General features: G+C 71.7%; 12 protein-coding genes. 5 read left to right on the forward strand and 7 right to left on the reverse strand.

The features are described from left to right. The first annotated feature begins 70 nt into the window (after nt 1–70). The gene (locus AB0K35_RS13040; RefSeq protein ID WP_238672232.1) at nt 71–463 is read left to right on the forward strand and encodes an FKBP-type peptidyl-prolyl cis-trans isomerase; all 393 of its coding nucleotides are present in this window, start codon (nt 71–73) and stop codon (nt 461–463) included. Between the two features lie 77 nt (nt 464–540). On the opposite strand, the gene AB0K35_RS13045 is transcribed toward AB0K35_RS13040, so the two are convergent. Beyond that, a complete protein-coding gene (locus tag AB0K35_RS13045) occupies nt 541–927 on the reverse strand; it encodes an STAS domain-containing protein (RefSeq protein ID WP_238672233.1) in 387 nt (128 codons plus the stop codon). Nucleotides 928–1,109: 182 nt separating this feature from the next. Here AB0K35_RS13045 and AB0K35_RS13050 point away from each other — a divergent pair, with 182 nt between their 5' ends. Further along, on the forward strand, nt 1,110–2,126 hold the full coding sequence (locus tag AB0K35_RS13050) for an SMP-30/gluconolactonase/LRE family protein (RefSeq protein ID WP_238672234.1): 1,017 nt from the start codon (nt 1,110–1,112) through the stop codon (nt 2,124–2,126). A gap of 163 nt (nt 2,127–2,289) precedes the next feature. Here AB0K35_RS13050 and AB0K35_RS13055 read toward each other — a convergent pair whose 3' ends face one another. Then, nucleotides 2,290–3,540, reverse strand: a complete 1,251-nt coding sequence (locus AB0K35_RS13055; protein WP_363885335.1) for an Ig-like domain-containing protein — start codon at nt 3,538–3,540, stop codon at nt 2,290–2,292. Between the two features lie 706 nt (nt 3,541–4,246). Between AB0K35_RS13055 and AB0K35_RS13060 the strand changes: the two genes are divergently transcribed. Next, nucleotides 4,247–5,203 (forward strand): sugar phosphate isomerase/epimerase, encoded by a 957-nt coding sequence (locus AB0K35_RS13060; RefSeq protein ID WP_238672236.1) that lies wholly within the window; start codon nt 4,247–4,249, stop codon nt 5,201–5,203. A gap of 23 nt (nt 5,204–5,226) precedes the next feature. After that, on the forward strand, nt 5,227–7,326 hold the full coding sequence (locus AB0K35_RS13065; protein ID WP_238672237.1) for a PQQ-dependent sugar dehydrogenase: 2,100 nt from the start codon (nt 5,227–5,229) through the stop codon (nt 7,324–7,326). A gap of 118 nt (nt 7,327–7,444) precedes the next feature. Here AB0K35_RS13065 and AB0K35_RS13070 read toward each other — a convergent pair whose 3' ends face one another. From AB0K35_RS13070 to pdhA, 4 genes are all read right to left on the reverse strand, one after another. Beyond that, complete coding sequence (locus tag AB0K35_RS13070; protein WP_363885709.1) at nt 7,445–9,124, reverse strand: right-handed parallel beta-helix repeat-containing protein; 1,680 nt, start codon at nt 9,122–9,124, stop codon at nt 7,445–7,447. Between the two features lie 216 nt (nt 9,125–9,340). Then, nucleotides 9,341–10,705, reverse strand: a complete 1,365-nt coding sequence (locus AB0K35_RS13075; protein WP_363885711.1) for a dihydrolipoamide acetyltransferase family protein — start codon at nt 10,703–10,705, stop codon at nt 9,341–9,343. Then, on the reverse strand, nt 10,690–11,694 hold the full coding sequence (locus tag AB0K35_RS13080; RefSeq protein WP_181539337.1) for an alpha-ketoacid dehydrogenase subunit beta: 1,005 nt from the start codon (nt 11,692–11,694) through the stop codon (nt 10,690–10,692). Before AB0K35_RS13080 ends, AB0K35_RS13075 begins: the two co-directional genes overlap by 16 nt. Next, nucleotides 11,691–12,890 carry a pyruvate dehydrogenase (acetyl-transferring) E1 component subunit alpha gene (gene pdhA, locus AB0K35_RS13085; RefSeq protein ID WP_363885713.1) on the reverse strand — a complete coding sequence of 400 codons (1,200 nt, stop codon included), beginning with the start codon at nt 12,888–12,890 and terminating at the stop codon, nt 11,691–11,693. The genes AB0K35_RS13080 and pdhA overlap by 4 nt, the downstream gene beginning before the upstream one ends. A 72-nt stretch (nt 12,891–12,962) precedes the next feature. On the opposite strand from pdhA, the gene AB0K35_RS13090 reads away from it, so the two are divergent. Beyond that, entirely contained in the window at nt 12,963–13,469 is a 507-nt protein-coding gene (locus AB0K35_RS13090; protein ID WP_124854498.1) for an Lrp/AsnC family transcriptional regulator, read from the forward strand. Between the two features lie 9 nt (nt 13,470–13,478). Here AB0K35_RS13090 and AB0K35_RS13095 read toward each other — a convergent pair whose 3' ends face one another. After that, nucleotides 13,479–14,450: a DNA primase small subunit domain-containing protein gene (locus tag AB0K35_RS13095; RefSeq protein WP_238672238.1), complete on the reverse strand. Its 972-nt coding sequence runs from the start codon at nt 14,448–14,450 to the stop codon at nt 13,479–13,481. Nucleotides 14,451–14,523 lie beyond the last annotated feature (73 nt).

Here is a 14,523-nt window from a genome sequence, read left to right on the forward strand (position 1 = left end):
TCGGTGAGGGGTGATCCGGCAGGATCGACGGTGACCGGACACATCACCCAACACGGCAGGAGATCCCCGCATGACCCAGGCAGCAGGCGCCCAGTCGGGCAAGCCCGAGGTTGGTCCGATCGAGGGTGCACCGCCGGCCGACCTCGTGATCGAGGACATCACCGTGGGCGACGGCCCGCAGGCCCAGCCGGGCCAACTGGTCAGCGTGCACTACGTTGGCGTGTCGCACTCCACCGGCGGCGAGTTCGACTCGTCGTGGAGCCGGGGCGAGGCGTTCGACTTTCCGCTCGGCGGCGGTCAGGTCATCGCCGGCTGGGACCAGGGCGTCGCCGGCATGCGCGTCGGCGGTCGCCGTCGCCTGATCATCCCGCCGCACCTGGGGTACGGCGACCGGGGTGCCGGCGGCGTCATCAAGCCGGGCGAGACGCTGGTCTTCGTCGTCGACCTGCTCGGCGTGAGCTGACCGATTGCCGGGGTCGCCGGCCCACGCCGGCGGCCCCGCGTCCGGGTGCGAGGGTGGAAGCCCACCTCGCCGTCGGGTCAGGCGGCCAGTTGCAGGTCCGTGGTCGCGAACGCCGGGCGACGCGCGGCCTCGATCGGCGAGGTCAGCTCCAGAATCGGCATCACGCGGTGCAGCCCGCTGACGCGCAACACCCGCGCCACCACCGGGCTCGGGTCGACCAGGACCAGCTCGCCACCCCGGGCCCGCACGCGCAGATGCGCGGCGAGCAGCGTGCGAACGCCGGCGGCGGAGAGCAGCCGCAGCCCGGACAAGTCCAGTTGAAGCATCGGGCGGGCCGGCGCGGACCACAGCGCGGACCGGAACGCGGACACCGTTGCGATGTCGATCTCGCCGGCCACCCGCACGAGGACCATCTGGTCACCCACGCTGACCTGCACGTCCAGCCGGTCGCTGTGCTCTTCCATGCCCAGAAATCTAGCCGCCACCACCGACATTTTCGCCAGTCCACGGAGTGATTCCGGGTACGCCCAGGGGCATACCCCGAGGTATCCCACCTCCCTCTCGGGGTGGAGTCAGGGGGCCGGGCGGCGCGCCGCGCGGGCGCGGAACCCGGGGGTCGGCCGGCATTCCGGTGGAGAATAGGTCGATGCTGATCCCCCGGCCCCGGCCGCCCCGGCTGATCCGCCCCGTCCGCGAGCCGGCGACCAGCCCTCCGGCGCTGGCCGGGCCATGGGCCCCCACCGACCGCCGACTCGACGAGGCCGAGTTGCTACCCCTCCCCGCGGGTGCCGTCGGCCCCGAGGACGTGCTGGTCGACGGCGCCGGGCGGGTGATCAGCGGCGACGAGGACGGTCGGCTCTGGTGGTGGCCTGTCGACGCGCGGGCCGGCACCCCACCCCACCTGCTGGCCGAGACCGGGGGCCGTCCGCTCGGCATCGAGCTGGACCGGTCCGGTGAGGCACTGGTGGTCTGCGACGCGTACCGCGGGTTGCTGCGGGTCACCCCGGATGGCGCGGTACGCGAACTGACCGGAACGGCGCCCCCGGTGCACCTGGCCAACAACGCGACGGTGGCCCGTGACGGCACCATCTACTTCACCGACAGCTCCGACCGGTTCCCGGTTTCGCACTGGAAGCGGGACCTGCTGGAGCACCGTCCCAACGGTCGGGTGCTGGCCCATCATCCGGGCAGCGGCCGCACCGAGGTGGTGACCGACGGGCTGTACTTTCCCAACGGAATCGCGCTGACCCCGGACGAGTCCGCGCTGATGCTCGTGGAGACCAGCACCCACCGCCTGCTGCGGGTCGAGCTCAGCGGCGGTGTGCGGGTCCTCGCCGACCTGCCCGCGTACCCGGACAATCTCGCCTCGGTGGGTGACGGGACGTACTGGATCGCGCTGCCCAGCCCCCGGGTGCCGATCGCCGAACGGCTGCTGCCCCATCCGCGGCTGCGCCAGATCGCCGCCCTGCTGCCCGACGCGATGCAGCCGCAGCCACGCCGCTATGGTCTGGTCGCGCTGGTCGACGACGCGGGAACGGTCCGCCGGACGCTGCACGGTCCGAACGGGCACTACTCGATGATCACCGGGGTACGCCAGCACGGCGACCACCTCTGGCTGGGCAGCCTGACCGGGCCCGGGGTGGCCCGCGTACCCCTGGGGTGACGGGCGAGGGCCACGGGCGGCGACAGGGCCGGGCCCGCCGCGTACCCCTGGGGTGACGGGCGGCGACAGAGCCGGGCCGCCCGCGTACCTCTGAGATGACGGGCGGCGGCAGGGCCGGTCCGCCGTCGTGGCGGGCCGACCCTGTCCTGCCGCACGTGGTGTGTCAGCGGCCGCTGACCGAGGGTGCCGGTGCTGGCGATCCGCCGGCCACCGCGCCCGGGTGCGCCGGGGCGACCGGCGCGGGCTTGAGCCCGGGCGGCACCGGCAGGGCGCTGCCCCGGGCGAACTCGTCCCAGCTCACGTTCCACGCGGTCCAGCCGTTGCCCGGCTGTAGCTCCACCTCGGTGCCCTTGACGGTGACCAGGTCACCCACCTGCGTCACCCCCATCAACCAGTCGGCCGCGGTGGCGGAGACGTTCGCGCAACCGTGCGAGACGTTGGTGCTGCCCTGGTCCCCCTCCGACCAGGGGGCGGAGTGGATGAACTCGCCACCCCAGGTGTAGCGCTGGGCGTCGTCGACGTCGACCACGTAGCCACCGTTCGGCTCACCACGGGTGTCGAAGGTGACCCGCTCGTGCTTCTCCATGATCACCATCTTGCCGCTGGAACTCGGCGTGCTCGGCTTACCCAGGCTCACCGGGATCCGGCGGACCTGCTTGCCGTCGCGCAGCACTGTCATCTGCTTGGTGGCGTTGTCGATCTCCAGCGAGACCTGCCGTCCGATCTTGGAGGTCGCGGTCCGCTCGGCGTCGCCGACCAGCTTCTTGCCGATCGGCAGACCCTCCAGGCCGGCCCGGACACTGATGGTGGTCCCCGGCTTCCAGAAATCGGGTGCCCGGTAATAGACCTGACTTCCATCCTCAAGCCACGACCAGGTACCCGGTTGCGGTGGATTTGTCTTTACGAACAACCGCCGCTGGACATCCGCCCTGGCCTCTTTCGGAATTCCTGGGTCGAACGCCACCGTTACCGGCATCGCCGTGCCGTACGTCCGATTGCCGTTGAAATACAGGGTGCTGGTGATCTGCGGCTTGGTCGATTTGGCCATCGTCGTGAACGTGGTGGTGCGGGTGGTGGTGGCACCGGAGTCACCGGTCGCTGTCACCTCGGCGGTGTAGGTCCGTCGTGGTTGCAGCGGAGCGTTCGGCACCCAGCCGGAGCCGTCCTCGCGCGGCTCGGCGTTCACCTGCTTGCCCTTGTCGTCGGTGAGGCGTACGCCGGTGACCCGCCCGCCCCTGACCACGGTGCCCACCTCGGCGCTGACCGGGACGTCCCGGGCCTTGTCCCCCGGCGTCACGGCGAGTTCCGGTGGGGCGGCGTGCTTCCTGGCCGAGCCGGTCGCCGAACCCCGGTCGACGGTGCACGCACCCAGGACGAGTGGTGCCGCTGCGATGGTTACCGCCAACAGCGTCATTCGCCGCCTAGACGTCATGTTTCAGTCCCCCCGTTTTCGACTTCCCTCCGCCACATTCTTGCCCGCTTGACGGGCCCATTCGCGGCATTCCGAAATAATCGGCCGCGCATTTATCGACGCATTTTCCGACAATGCTCCGCTTGGCCGAACAGGGGTTCAAGCGACCCGTGTCATGCGTTTCGCTCCGCTTGAGCGACCCAACGTCGACTGTCCGAATGGCGCGGTGGTGGCACCTGGGGGCCCGGTGCGCCCATGGTCGACTCGACTTCACGAAAGTCGCGGTATCCCGGCCGCCCTGACACCGCGACTTCCGTGAACCCGAGTGGATCATGCGGCGGGTCGGCCGAGCCGGCCGGATCGCGCGGCGTGGTGGCACGGGAAGTAGAAGGTCAGGCCTTGTGGCGCACCTCGTGGGCGGACTTTTGTCAGTTGAAGCGAAACTTCCGGCGAACGCGACAAAGCTTTGCCTTCGTCCGGGGGCAAGGGTAAGGTCTCGATCTAGATAGAGGGTTGCCCATTCGTCGATCAACTTGCCGCCACCTCTGCCGGGTCGCCGCGTTCCGCTCCCGATGGGTCCGGGCCGCACCCGCGCCGTTCCTCACCGTCCAGCCGGAGCCCGCCTCCGGCCGGTTCGGCGCGCCCGGCGGACGGCAGTCAGGTCGACCGCCGCCGACGGCGTACCAGCCGTCAGGAAGGGACCACCACCATGGATCAACAACTCAACCGACCGGGGCCGACACCGGCGTCCGAGCCGGTCAGCCGGCGTGGAGTGCTGCGCGCCGCGACTGTCTCCGCTGCCGCTGTCGGTGCCGCCGGCCTGCTCGGCGGCCCCGCCGTCGCCGCGCCCGCCGGCCAGGCCCAGGGCCGCCGTCGGGTGCCTGTGGACCGGATCAGCATTCAGCTCTACACGCTGCGTGATCAGCTCGCCGCCGACCTGCCCGGCACCCTGGACGCGCTGCGCCGGATCGGTTACCGGCGAGTCGAGCACGCCGGGTTCGTCGGACGCACCGCCGCAGAGTTCCGGGCCGCGCTCGACGAGGCCGGGCTGCGTTCCACCTCCGGTCACGTCGGCATCCCGCAGCCGTTCGACGCCGCCACCTGGGAGCAGGCCCTCGCCGACGCCAACGTGGTGGGCTGCAAGAAGATCGTCCACCCGTACTTCGGTCGGGACGCGAGCGGTCAGCCGATCCGGGACCCTGCCGTCTACCGGGCCCTGGCCCGGGACCTGAACCGCGCCGGTCGGCTCGCCGAACGCGCCGGGTTGGACTTCGGCTACCACAACCACCAGCTCGAGTTCGTGCCGCTGACCGGCGGCTCGACCGGGTTCGACATCCTCAGCTCGCAGACCGACTCCCGGCTGGTCCACTTCGAGCTCGACCTCTACTGGACCTGGCGTGGCGCCCACGACCCGGTCGACGTGATCCGGGCCAACCGCGGTCGGATCCGCCAGGTGCATGTCAAGGACCTCGACGTCGAGGGTGGTTTCGCCGACCTCGGCGACGGCGTCATCGACTTCGGCCGCATCTTCGCCCACGAGCGTGAGGCCGGCATCGAGGAGTACATCGTGGAGCGTGACGACGCGGGCACCGCGCCGCGCTCCCCCGCCGACGCCCTGGACACCGCTCGCGTCGGATTCGACTATCTCGCTTCACTTCGGTACTGAAACCACCTCGGGGGACTCACCTGATGAACAGGACCGCATACGCGTCCGCCCTGCTGTTGGTGACGGCCGGTCTGGCCGTACCACAGTCGGCAGCGTCCGCAGCGCCGGCCGCGCCGCCGGACAGCAGCTTCCAGAAAGTGACACTGAACGACTTCCCGGGCGAGCCGATGAGCCTCGCCGTCCTGCCCGACCTGCGGGTGCTGCACACCTCCCGCACCGGTGAGGTCCGCATCCACGACCCGCGCACCGGGCTGAACACCCTCGCCGCCGACATTCCGGTGTACGAGCACGACGAGGAGGGGTTGCAGGGCGTCGCCATCGACCCGAACTTCGCCCAGAACAAGTGGGTGTACCTCTACTACTCGCCGCCGATGGACACTCCGGTGGACGACCCGGCGACACCCGGCGTCAACGAGGGGGACGCGCCGGAGACCGGCACCGAGGCGGACTGGCAGCGGTTCAAGGGCGCGCTGCGGCTGTCCCGGTTCAAGCTGGACGGGACGAAGCTGAACCTCGCCAGCGAGCAGCAGATCATCGACGTGCCGACCGACCGGGGCATCTGCTGCCACGTCGGCGGCCAGATCGACTTCGACAGCAAGGGCAACCTGTACCTGTCGACCGGCGACGACACCAACCCGTTCGCCTCCGACGGTTACATCCCTATCGACGAGCGGGCCGACCGCAACCCGGCGTACGACGCCCAGCGCACCGCGGCCAACACCAACGACCTGCGCGGCAAGCTGCTGCGGATCAAGGTGAAGGCCGGTGGTGGCTACACGGTGCCGGCCGGCAACCTGTTCAAGCCGGGCACCGCGCAGACCCGTCCGGAGATCTACGCGATGGGGCTGCGTAACGCGTTCCGGTTCGCCGTCGACAGGCGTACCGACGACGTGTACGTCGGCGACTACTCGCCGGACGCCTCCAACCCGAACCCGGAGCGCGGCCCGGCCGGTCACGGCCGGTGGATGCGCGTCGACAAGCCGGCGAACTACGGCTGGCCGTACTGCGTGACGCCGACGATCGCCTACCGCGACTACGACTTCGCCACCGGCGAGTCCGGCGCCAAGTTCAACTGCAAGCGCCCGGTCAACGACTCACCGCACAACACCGGCAAGCGCGTGCTGCCGCCGGTCGAGCAGCCTGAGGTCTGGTACGCGGCCGCCGCCTCGGCCGAGTTCCCGCAGTTGGGCACCGGCGGCATCGCTCCGATGGGCGGCCCGGCCTACGACTACGACGGGACCAGCACGTCGCGTACCCGCTGGCCGGCCTACTACGACGGGGTGCCGCTGTTCTACGAGTGGACCCGTGACTACATCAAGGAGTTCCGCCTGGACGAGGACGGCGACGTCGACGACATCCGTCCGGTGGCGCCGTCGCTGGTGGTGGACAACCCGATGGACATGGAGTTCGGCCCGGACGGCGCGCTCTACGTCCTGGAGTACGGCGACGGTTACTTCGCCGAGAACCCGGACGCCCAGCTGTCCCGGATCGACTTCGTCAGGGGCAACCGGACGCCGATCCCGAAGATCAGCGGCACGCCGACCGTTGGGCAGGCCCCGCTGACCGTCGCGTTCTCCAGCGCCGGCACGACCGACCCGGACGGTGACAAGCTCAGCTACGCGTGGGACTTCAACGCGGACGGTTCGGTGGACAGCACCAACCCGAACGCGAGCTGGACGTTCCCGGAGAACGGCTCGTACACGCCGACGTTGAAGGTCACCGACCGCACCGGACGGTCCGCCTCGGCGTCCCTGCCGCTGGTGGTCGGGCCGACCGCGCCGGTCGTCGAGTTCGTCACCCCGGAGGCCGGGCAGCCGTTCCAGTTCGGGCAGACCGTCGCGTACGAGGTGAAGGTCACCGACGACCTGCCGGTGGACTGCTCCCGGGTGAAGGTCACCTATGTGCTCGGGCACGATGAGCACGGGCACCCGCTCTCCACCTCGACTGGTTGCTCCGGCACCATTCCCACCTTCCTGGACGGTGGGCACAGCGGCGCTGACAACCTGACCGCGGTGTTCGTCGCGGAGTACACCGACGCCCCGACCGACCCGGGCGTACCTCCGCAGTCCGCTTCGGCGACCGTGGTGCTGGACCCGACCCCGGTGGCTGGTCTGGCCGGCTGATCAGCTCAACCACGACAGTGGCGGCGGCCGGATCCTTCCGGCCGCCGCCACACGTCGTTCAGCTTCATGCTCTCGCCGGCGGCGTCGCCGGGGCGCCCAGACGGCAGCCAGCGTCCGGTCAACTCCAGTCACTGTCCACGTGGTTGTCCCGCCATCGTCCGCCCACCGGCGGGGTGTCCAGTCGCATCCCCTCGTCGGCGTTGCCGGCCAGGTCGTTGTCCTCGACCCGGCAGTCCACGCAACTGCCCCGCTCGGTGATCCACAGCCCGTGCGTCTGGGTCGGGTTGTCGTGGTTGTCCCAGACCCTGTTGCCCCTGATGGTGGCCGAGTCGAAGGGCGCGTCGATGGTGATGCCGGCCCGCAGCCCGGGGGCGGGGTCCAGTTCGTACGCACAGCCCGGCGGTGGCACGTCCCCGCTCCACGCGCTGAACGCGTCCGGGCGGACCGGGGCGAGGGTGAGTTCGTCGCCGCTGTTGGCGGCCACCGTGGCCACGGACCGACCGACCCGCAGGATCTTGCCCCGGTGCCCGTCGTGCGGCCAGTCGGCGGTCCGGTCCACCAGGCTCCGTTCGCTGTAGCGGACGGCCTCGCCCTTACCACCGGCGGCTCGGGCGTACTGCCTTCCGTTGTTGCGGATCCGGTTGTTGAGCAGCACGGCGTCGGTCATCTGGTGGTCGATGCGGACGGCGTCGAGGCCGTTGCCCCAGAACTCGTTGCTCTCGATCACCACGTCGCGGACCGGGCCCTGGTAACCGCGCCGGAGGTCGCGCGCGTGGTAGCCGTGCTGGCCGTTTCCGCTGATCCGGTTGCCCCGGACGGTGTACGGGCCAGGGCTGTTGCCGATGCTGACCCCGTCCCGCAGGTTGCCGTCGATGACGCAGTCGGTGAGCAGCCCGCCCCGGCCGGCCACGGTCGAGGTGCCCTGCGACGACACGTCGAAGCCGGCCTCCAGGTTGCCGGTCATCGTGCAGGCGGACACGATCAGCCCGTCGGTGCCCCAGTCGGAGATGCCGAAGCGGTTGCCCTGGCTGTGGCAGCCGATGATGCGGTAGCCGCGCGGTGGCTCCCAGTAGTCCTTCTGCAACTCCAGGAAGATCCCGTTGGTGCCGTTGGCCAGGGCGGTGCAGTTGGCGATGGTCAGCCGCTCCTCCGGACCCCACCCGCCGACGCCGATACCGATGCCGGCTCCGCCCATCTGCTCGCCGTTGTCGAGCCGGCCACAGCCGACCACCACGACGCCGTCGATCAGGGTGTCCTGGAGGAAGTCGCAGCCCAGCCCGCTGGCGGCGGTGTGGTGGATGTAGAGGTTGCGGAACACGCCCCGCACCACGTACTGGAGGCCGAGGCCCTTGGCCAGGTAGTTGTACTCGGCCATGGCCACGCCGGAGCCGTCGATCTGGAAGTCGGCGAAGGTGCAGTCGGCGATGTGCCGGTCCCGGTCGGCGCCGTGCTGGAGTGTCGTCCAGAAGGCCAGCGGGGTGGGGTCGGCCCGGTTGCCCTCGTTGCTGAGCATGAACCGGGTCGCCGCCGGGCCGGCCCCGATCAGCGACACACCGCTGCGCCACACGGTGCCGGCGTCGCGGATCGAGTAGATGCCCGGCGGGCAGTAGATGACCCGAGCCCGTCCGTCCGAGGCGTACCCGGTGCCGAGGCGGTCCACGAGGGCGGCCAGCGCCGGCTGGTCGTTGGTCGCGCCGTCACCGGTGAGCCCGTACTCCAGCGCGTCGCAGTACAGCGGCGCGCCGGCCGAGGCGGGCCGTCGTACCCGGACCGAGTTCAGCAGCAGCTCGTTCGCCACGGCCACGGCGGGCTCCCTTCGACGCGTTCGGTGCGCTCCGGCGGGGCCGACTTCCCGGTGAGGCCGCCGGGAAACCCCGGCCCGGAGACACGGCCGGGAAACCCCGGCCCGAAGACACCGCCGGGAAGCCCCGGCCCGATGGCACCGCCGGGGAGCCCGGACGTGCGCCGGCCCCGGCGCCGCAGAGGCAGCGCCGGGGCCGAGGGGGGGTACGCGTCAGACGGCGGCGATCAGCAGCGCCGGTCGCTCCACGCAGTCGGCGACGTGCCGCAGGAAGCCGCCGGCCACCCCGCCGTCGCAGACCCGGTGGTCGAAGGTGAGGCTGAGCTGGGTCACCTTGCGGACGGCGAGCTGCCCATCGACCACCCACGGCTTGTCCACGATCCGCCCGACCCCGAGCAGGGCCGCCTCGGGGTGGTTGATGATCGGCGTGGAGCCGTCGACGCCGAACACCCCGTAGTTGTTCAGCGTGAAGGTGCCACCGGTCAGCCGGGCCGGGGGCAGGCTGCCGGCCCGCGCGGCGGCCGTGGTCGCCGCCAGTTCGGCGGCCAACTCGGCGGTGGTGAGCCGCTGGGCGTCGCGCAGCACCGGCACCAGCAGACCCCGGTCGGTCTGCGCGGCGATGCCGAGGTGCACCCCGGCGGACTGGACGATGCGCTGCGCCTCGGTGTCGACCCGGGCGTTGAGCTGCGGGAACCGGCGCAGTCCGCTGAGGCAGATCCGGGCCAGCAGGGCGAGGATGCTCACCGGCGCGTCGGGAGTCGCCGCGTTGATCGCGGCACGGGTCTCCAGCAGGCTGGTGGCGTCCACGTCGACCCAGATGGTCACCTCCGGGATCTCCCGCCGGCTGCGGGAGAGCTTGTCGGCGATCACCTTGCGGACGCCGGTCAGCGGGACGATGACGTCGCCGTCTCCGGCCGGGGCCGACCCGACCTGCGGGTCCGGCACGGCGGCGAGCCGGGCGGCGGGCGCGGTCAGCGCGGCCTCCACGTCGGCGCGGCGGATCACACCCCCGGGTCCGGTGCCCCGCACCGTGTCGAGGTCGACGCCGTGCTCACGGGCCAGCCGCCGCACGATCGGCGAGATGACAAGGGCCGCGGACGGCGGTGCCTGGTCACCGGACGCGGCACCGGCAGCCGCGGGGGTGCCGCCGGTCGGGCCGGCGTCGGCCGGTTCGGGGGCCACCGCCAGGCGAGGTCGCCGCCGACGGCGGGTGGCGGTGCCGTGGCCGGTGCCGTACCCGATCAGCACGTTGCCGGATCCGGCCCGCTCCTCCTCGCGGTAGGTGGCGTGCCCGGCGGGCTCGTCGCCGCCGTCCAGCGGCGCGATGGTTATCAACGGCTGGCCGACCGGGCGTACCTCACCGGCCGCGCCGTGCAGGGTGACCACCCGGCCGGCGTACGGGCAGGGCACGTCGACGACGGCCTTGGCGGTCTCCACCTCGACCACGCTCTGGTCGACGGTGACCACGTCACCCACGGCGACCCGCCACTCGACGATCTCGGCCTCGCTCAGCCCCTCGCCCAGGTCGGGCAGGAGGAAGACCTGCGTCCGTTCGACGGTGGTCATGCCGCCGCCCAACGCGCGTCCGGCTGGTCGTCCCACTGGAGGCGGGCCACCGCGTCGAGCACCCGGTCCACGCCGGGCAGGTGGGTGTGCTCCAGCATCGGCGCCGGGTACGGGATGTCCAGTCCGGCGACCCGCAGCACCGGGGCGTGCAGCGCATGGAAGCAGCGCTCCTGGACCCGGGCGGCGATCTCCGCGCCGACGCCCGCGAAGCCGGGCGCCTCCTGGATCACCACGCACCGGCCGGTACGCCGGACCGAGGCGGTGATGGTCTCGTCGTCGAACGGCACAATGGTGCGCACGTCGACGACCTCCAGGTCCCACCCCTCCTCGCGGGCGGCCTCGGCGGCCTCCAGCGCGACCGGCACCGCCGGCCCGTACGCCACCAGTGTGGCGTCGCGTCCGGGCCGGCGCACGACGGCCCGGCCGAACGGCTCGTTGCGGGTCGGCAGGGACGCCTCGGCGCTGGCGAAGTAGAGCTTCTTGGGCTCCATGAAGACCACCGGGTCGGGGTCCTCGATGGCCTCGCGCAGCAGCGAGTACGCGTCGTCGACTGTCGCCGGGGTGACCACCTTCAGTCCCGGGGTGTGCGCGTAGTACGCCTCGGACGAGTCGCAGTGGTGCTCGACTCCGCCGATCCCGCCCGCGTACGGCACGCGGATGACGATCGGCACGCTCAGCGCGCCCCGGGTGCGGTTGCGCAGCTTCGCCACGTGCGAGGCGATCTGTTCGAACGCCGGGTACGCGAATGCGTCGAACTGCATCTCGACCACAGGGCGCAGGCCGGACATGGCCATGCCGACGGCGAAGCCGACGATGCCGGCCTCGGCGAGGGGGGTGTCGAAGCAGCGGTTTTCGCCGAAACGGGCCTGGAGGCCGTCGGTGATCCGGAAGACGCCGCCCAGCGCGCCGACGTCCTCACCGAAGACGACGACCCGGTCGTCGGCGGCGAGCGCGTCGGCGAGCGCGGTGTTGAGCGCCTTCGCCATGGTGGTGGCCATCAGGCGTCACCCTCCTCGGCGTGGGCGGCGGCCAGTTCGGCGCGGACCTGCTCACGCTGTTCGATCAGTTGCGGGGTGGGCTCGGCGTAGACGTGGTCGAAGAGGCTCAGCGGGTCGACGGTGGGCTGCTCGTTCATCCGGGTCCGTAGGTCCGCCGCGTACGCCTCGGCCTGCTCGGTGATCTCGGCGATCGCCGCGTCGTCGAGCACACCGCGGGCGCGCAGGTAGGTCTCCAGCCGGGCGACCGGATCCCGGTCCCGCCAGGCGTCGACCTCGGCGCCGTCGCGGTAGCGAGTGGCGTCGTCGGCGTTGGTGTGCGGCTCCATCCGGTAGGTGTGCGCCTCGACCAGGAACGGCCCCTTGCCGGCCCGGGCGTGGGCGACCGCGCGGGTGAGCACGGCGAGCACCGCCACCGGGTCGTTGCCGTCGACCTGCTCGCTGGGTACGCCGTAGCCGACGCCCTTGTAGGCCAGCGACGGCGCGGCGGTCTGCCGCGACAGTGGGACGCTGATGGCGTACTTGTTGTTCTGCACGAAGAAGACCACCGGCGCCCTGAACACGGCGGCGAAGTTGATCCCCTCGTGGAAGTCGCCCTCGCTGGTGGCGCCGTCGCCGATGAAGGCCAGCGCCACTGTGTCGCGACCCTGGTACGCCTCGCCGTGCGCCAGCCCGGCGGCGTGCACGCACTGGGTGGCGAGGGGGGTGCACTGCGGCGCGGTGTGTACCTCGGTCGGGTCGTAGCCGCAGTGCCAGTCGCCACGCAGCAGGGTGAGCACCTCGACCGGGTCGATGCCTCGGGCAACCAGCGCCATCGACTCGCGGTACGTGGGGAAGACCCAGTCGGTGTCGCGGACCGCGAGGACCGCGCCGACCTGGCACGCCTCCTGGCCCCGCGAGGACGGGTAGACGGCGAGCCGGCCCTGCTTGGTCAGGGCGGTCGCCTGGGTGTCGAAGCGGCGGCCGAGCACCATCCGGCGGTACAGCTCGCGCAGCACCTCGGCGGGTGGTTCGGGGTAGTCGGCACGGGCGGGCAACGGCGTGCCGTTCTCGGCGAGCAGGCGGACCGGCTCGGCGTCTGGCAGCAACGAGCGCGCCGGGTCGGGCGGGGTGACCGTTCGACGGGCGCGCGGGGATGCCCTGCGGACCGCCTGGGGAGTGGTCGTCACGGCGGAACCTCCTGGGACGTGTGGTGAGCCTATGCTTCCGCTTGTGAATGATTGACTCAAGATCGACACAGAAGGCGGGACGGTTGGCATGCGGAGGGCCCAGCAGTGAGCCAGGAGACCGCCGACGAAGCGAGCCGGGGCGCGGGATCGGGACGATCGGCCCGAGCCCTGGACGAGGTCGACCGGCGGATCCTCGACGAGCTGGTCCGCGACGGTCGGACGTCGGTGCGCACCCTCGCCGAACGGATCCACATCTCCCGCACCAACGCGTACGCGCGGGTGGAGCGGTTGCTCCGCGACGGGGTGATCACCGGGTTCCGGGCCCAGGTGGCGCCCGAGGCGGCCGGGCTGGGCACGTCGGCGTACATCGCCCTGACCATCGAGCAGAACACCTGGCGGGAGGTGTCGGCCGAGCTGGCCCGGGTGCGCTACATCGAGCACGCCGCGCTGCTCGGCGGTGACCACGACGTGCTCGCGCTGGTGCGCGCCCCGGACAACGCCGCGCTGCGCGACGTGGTGCTGGGCCGGGTGCAGAGCATTCCCGGGGTGCTGTCCACCCGTACCTGGCTGGTCTTCGAGGAGTTCGACGGGCTTGGCAGCCCCTGGGCGTGAGCGCCGGGCTCAGCGCTCCGGCGGAGCCTCCAGCCCGTCGCGGTCGGCCAGCTCCAGCAGCGGTTCCAGCGAGTGCCGGTCACCGTCCAGGCCGGCGTGCGGGTCGCCGCGCTCGGCGAACCGGGACGGCATGCTGAGCACGTCGAAGTCCTCCGGTCGGACCTGGTCCAGCTCCGACCAGTCCAGCGGCGCGGAGACCAACGCGGCGGGCGTCGGCCGGATCGAGTACGCCGAGGTCACCGTGTGGTCCCGGGCCATCTGGTTGTAGTCGACGAAGACCGGCCGGTCCCGTTGTTCGCGCCACCAGGTGGTGGTGACCAGGTCCGGCAACCGGCGCTGCATCTCCCGGCCCAGCGCGAGCACCGCCCGACGGCAGTCGCCGAAGCTCCACCGCGGCTCGATCGACAGGTAGACGTGCAGACCCCGACCGCCGGTGGTCTTCGGGTAGGCGGTCATGCCCAGCTCGGCGAGGAACGCCCGCACCTCGTGCGCCACCGGCACCACCTGCTCGAAGCCGACGCCGGGCATCGGATCCAGGTCGATGCGCAGCTGGTCGGGGCGTTCCACGTCGGCGGCGGTGACCGGCCACGGGTGGAACCGCAGGGTCCCCAGGTTGGCCGCCCAGATGACGACCGCCAACTCGCTCGGCGCGACCTCGTCGGCGGTACGACCGCTGGGGAACGTGATGTGCGCGGTCCGCACCCACTCGGGCGCGCCGGCCGGCAGCCGCTTCTGGTAGAACGCGTCGCCCCTGTTGGTCTGCCGGGTGGCGATCGTCGCGCCTTCGAAGACACCGCGCGGCCAGCGTTCCAGCATGGTCGGCCGGTCCCGCAGCGCCCGCAGGATGCCGTCGCCCACCGCCAGGAAGTAGCGGACCACGTCCAGCTTGGTCAGCCCACGCTCCGGGAAGTACGGCTTGTCGGGGCTGGAGACGCGGACCAACCGCTCCCCCACCTGAATCTCCTCCGCCGCCGTCGCCATCTGCCGAGGGTACGACGCGCAGGCACGCCGTACGGCCATCGAACGGACACCCGTGCGGCGCGGCGGCGGAGCT

Origin of the sequence: Micromonospora sp. NPDC053740 (genome assembly GCF_040677775.1) — a bacterium.
In the GTDB taxonomy this organism is placed as follows: domain Bacteria; phylum Actinomycetota; class Actinomycetes; order Mycobacteriales; family Micromonosporaceae; genus Micromonospora; species Micromonospora alfalfae.

Excerpts from the sequence above, each read along its gene's own strand:
- AB0K35_RS13040 (WP_238672232.1), top strand. The coding sequence starts at position 71 with ATGACCCAGGCAGCAGGCGCCCAGTCGGGCAAGCCCGAGGTTGGTCCG.
- AB0K35_RS13045 (WP_238672233.1), bottom strand. The coding sequence starts at position 927 with ATGGAAGAGCACAGCGACCGGCTGGACGTGCAGGTCAGCGTGGGTGAC.
- AB0K35_RS13050 (WP_238672234.1), top strand. The coding sequence starts at position 1,110 with ATGCTGATCCCCCGGCCCCGGCCGCCCCGGCTGATCCGCCCCGTCCGC.
- AB0K35_RS13055 (WP_363885335.1), bottom strand. The coding sequence starts at position 3,540 with ATGACGCTGTTGGCGGTAACCATCGCAGCGGCACCACTCGTCCTGGGT.
- AB0K35_RS13060 (WP_238672236.1), top strand. The coding sequence starts at position 4,247 with ATGGATCAACAACTCAACCGACCGGGGCCGACACCGGCGTCCGAGCCG.
- AB0K35_RS13065 (WP_238672237.1), top strand. The coding sequence starts at position 5,227 with ATGAACAGGACCGCATACGCGTCCGCCCTGCTGTTGGTGACGGCCGGT.
- AB0K35_RS13095 (WP_238672238.1), bottom strand. The coding sequence starts at position 14,450 with ATGGCGACGGCGGCGGAGGAGATTCAGGTGGGGGAGCGGTTGGTCCGC.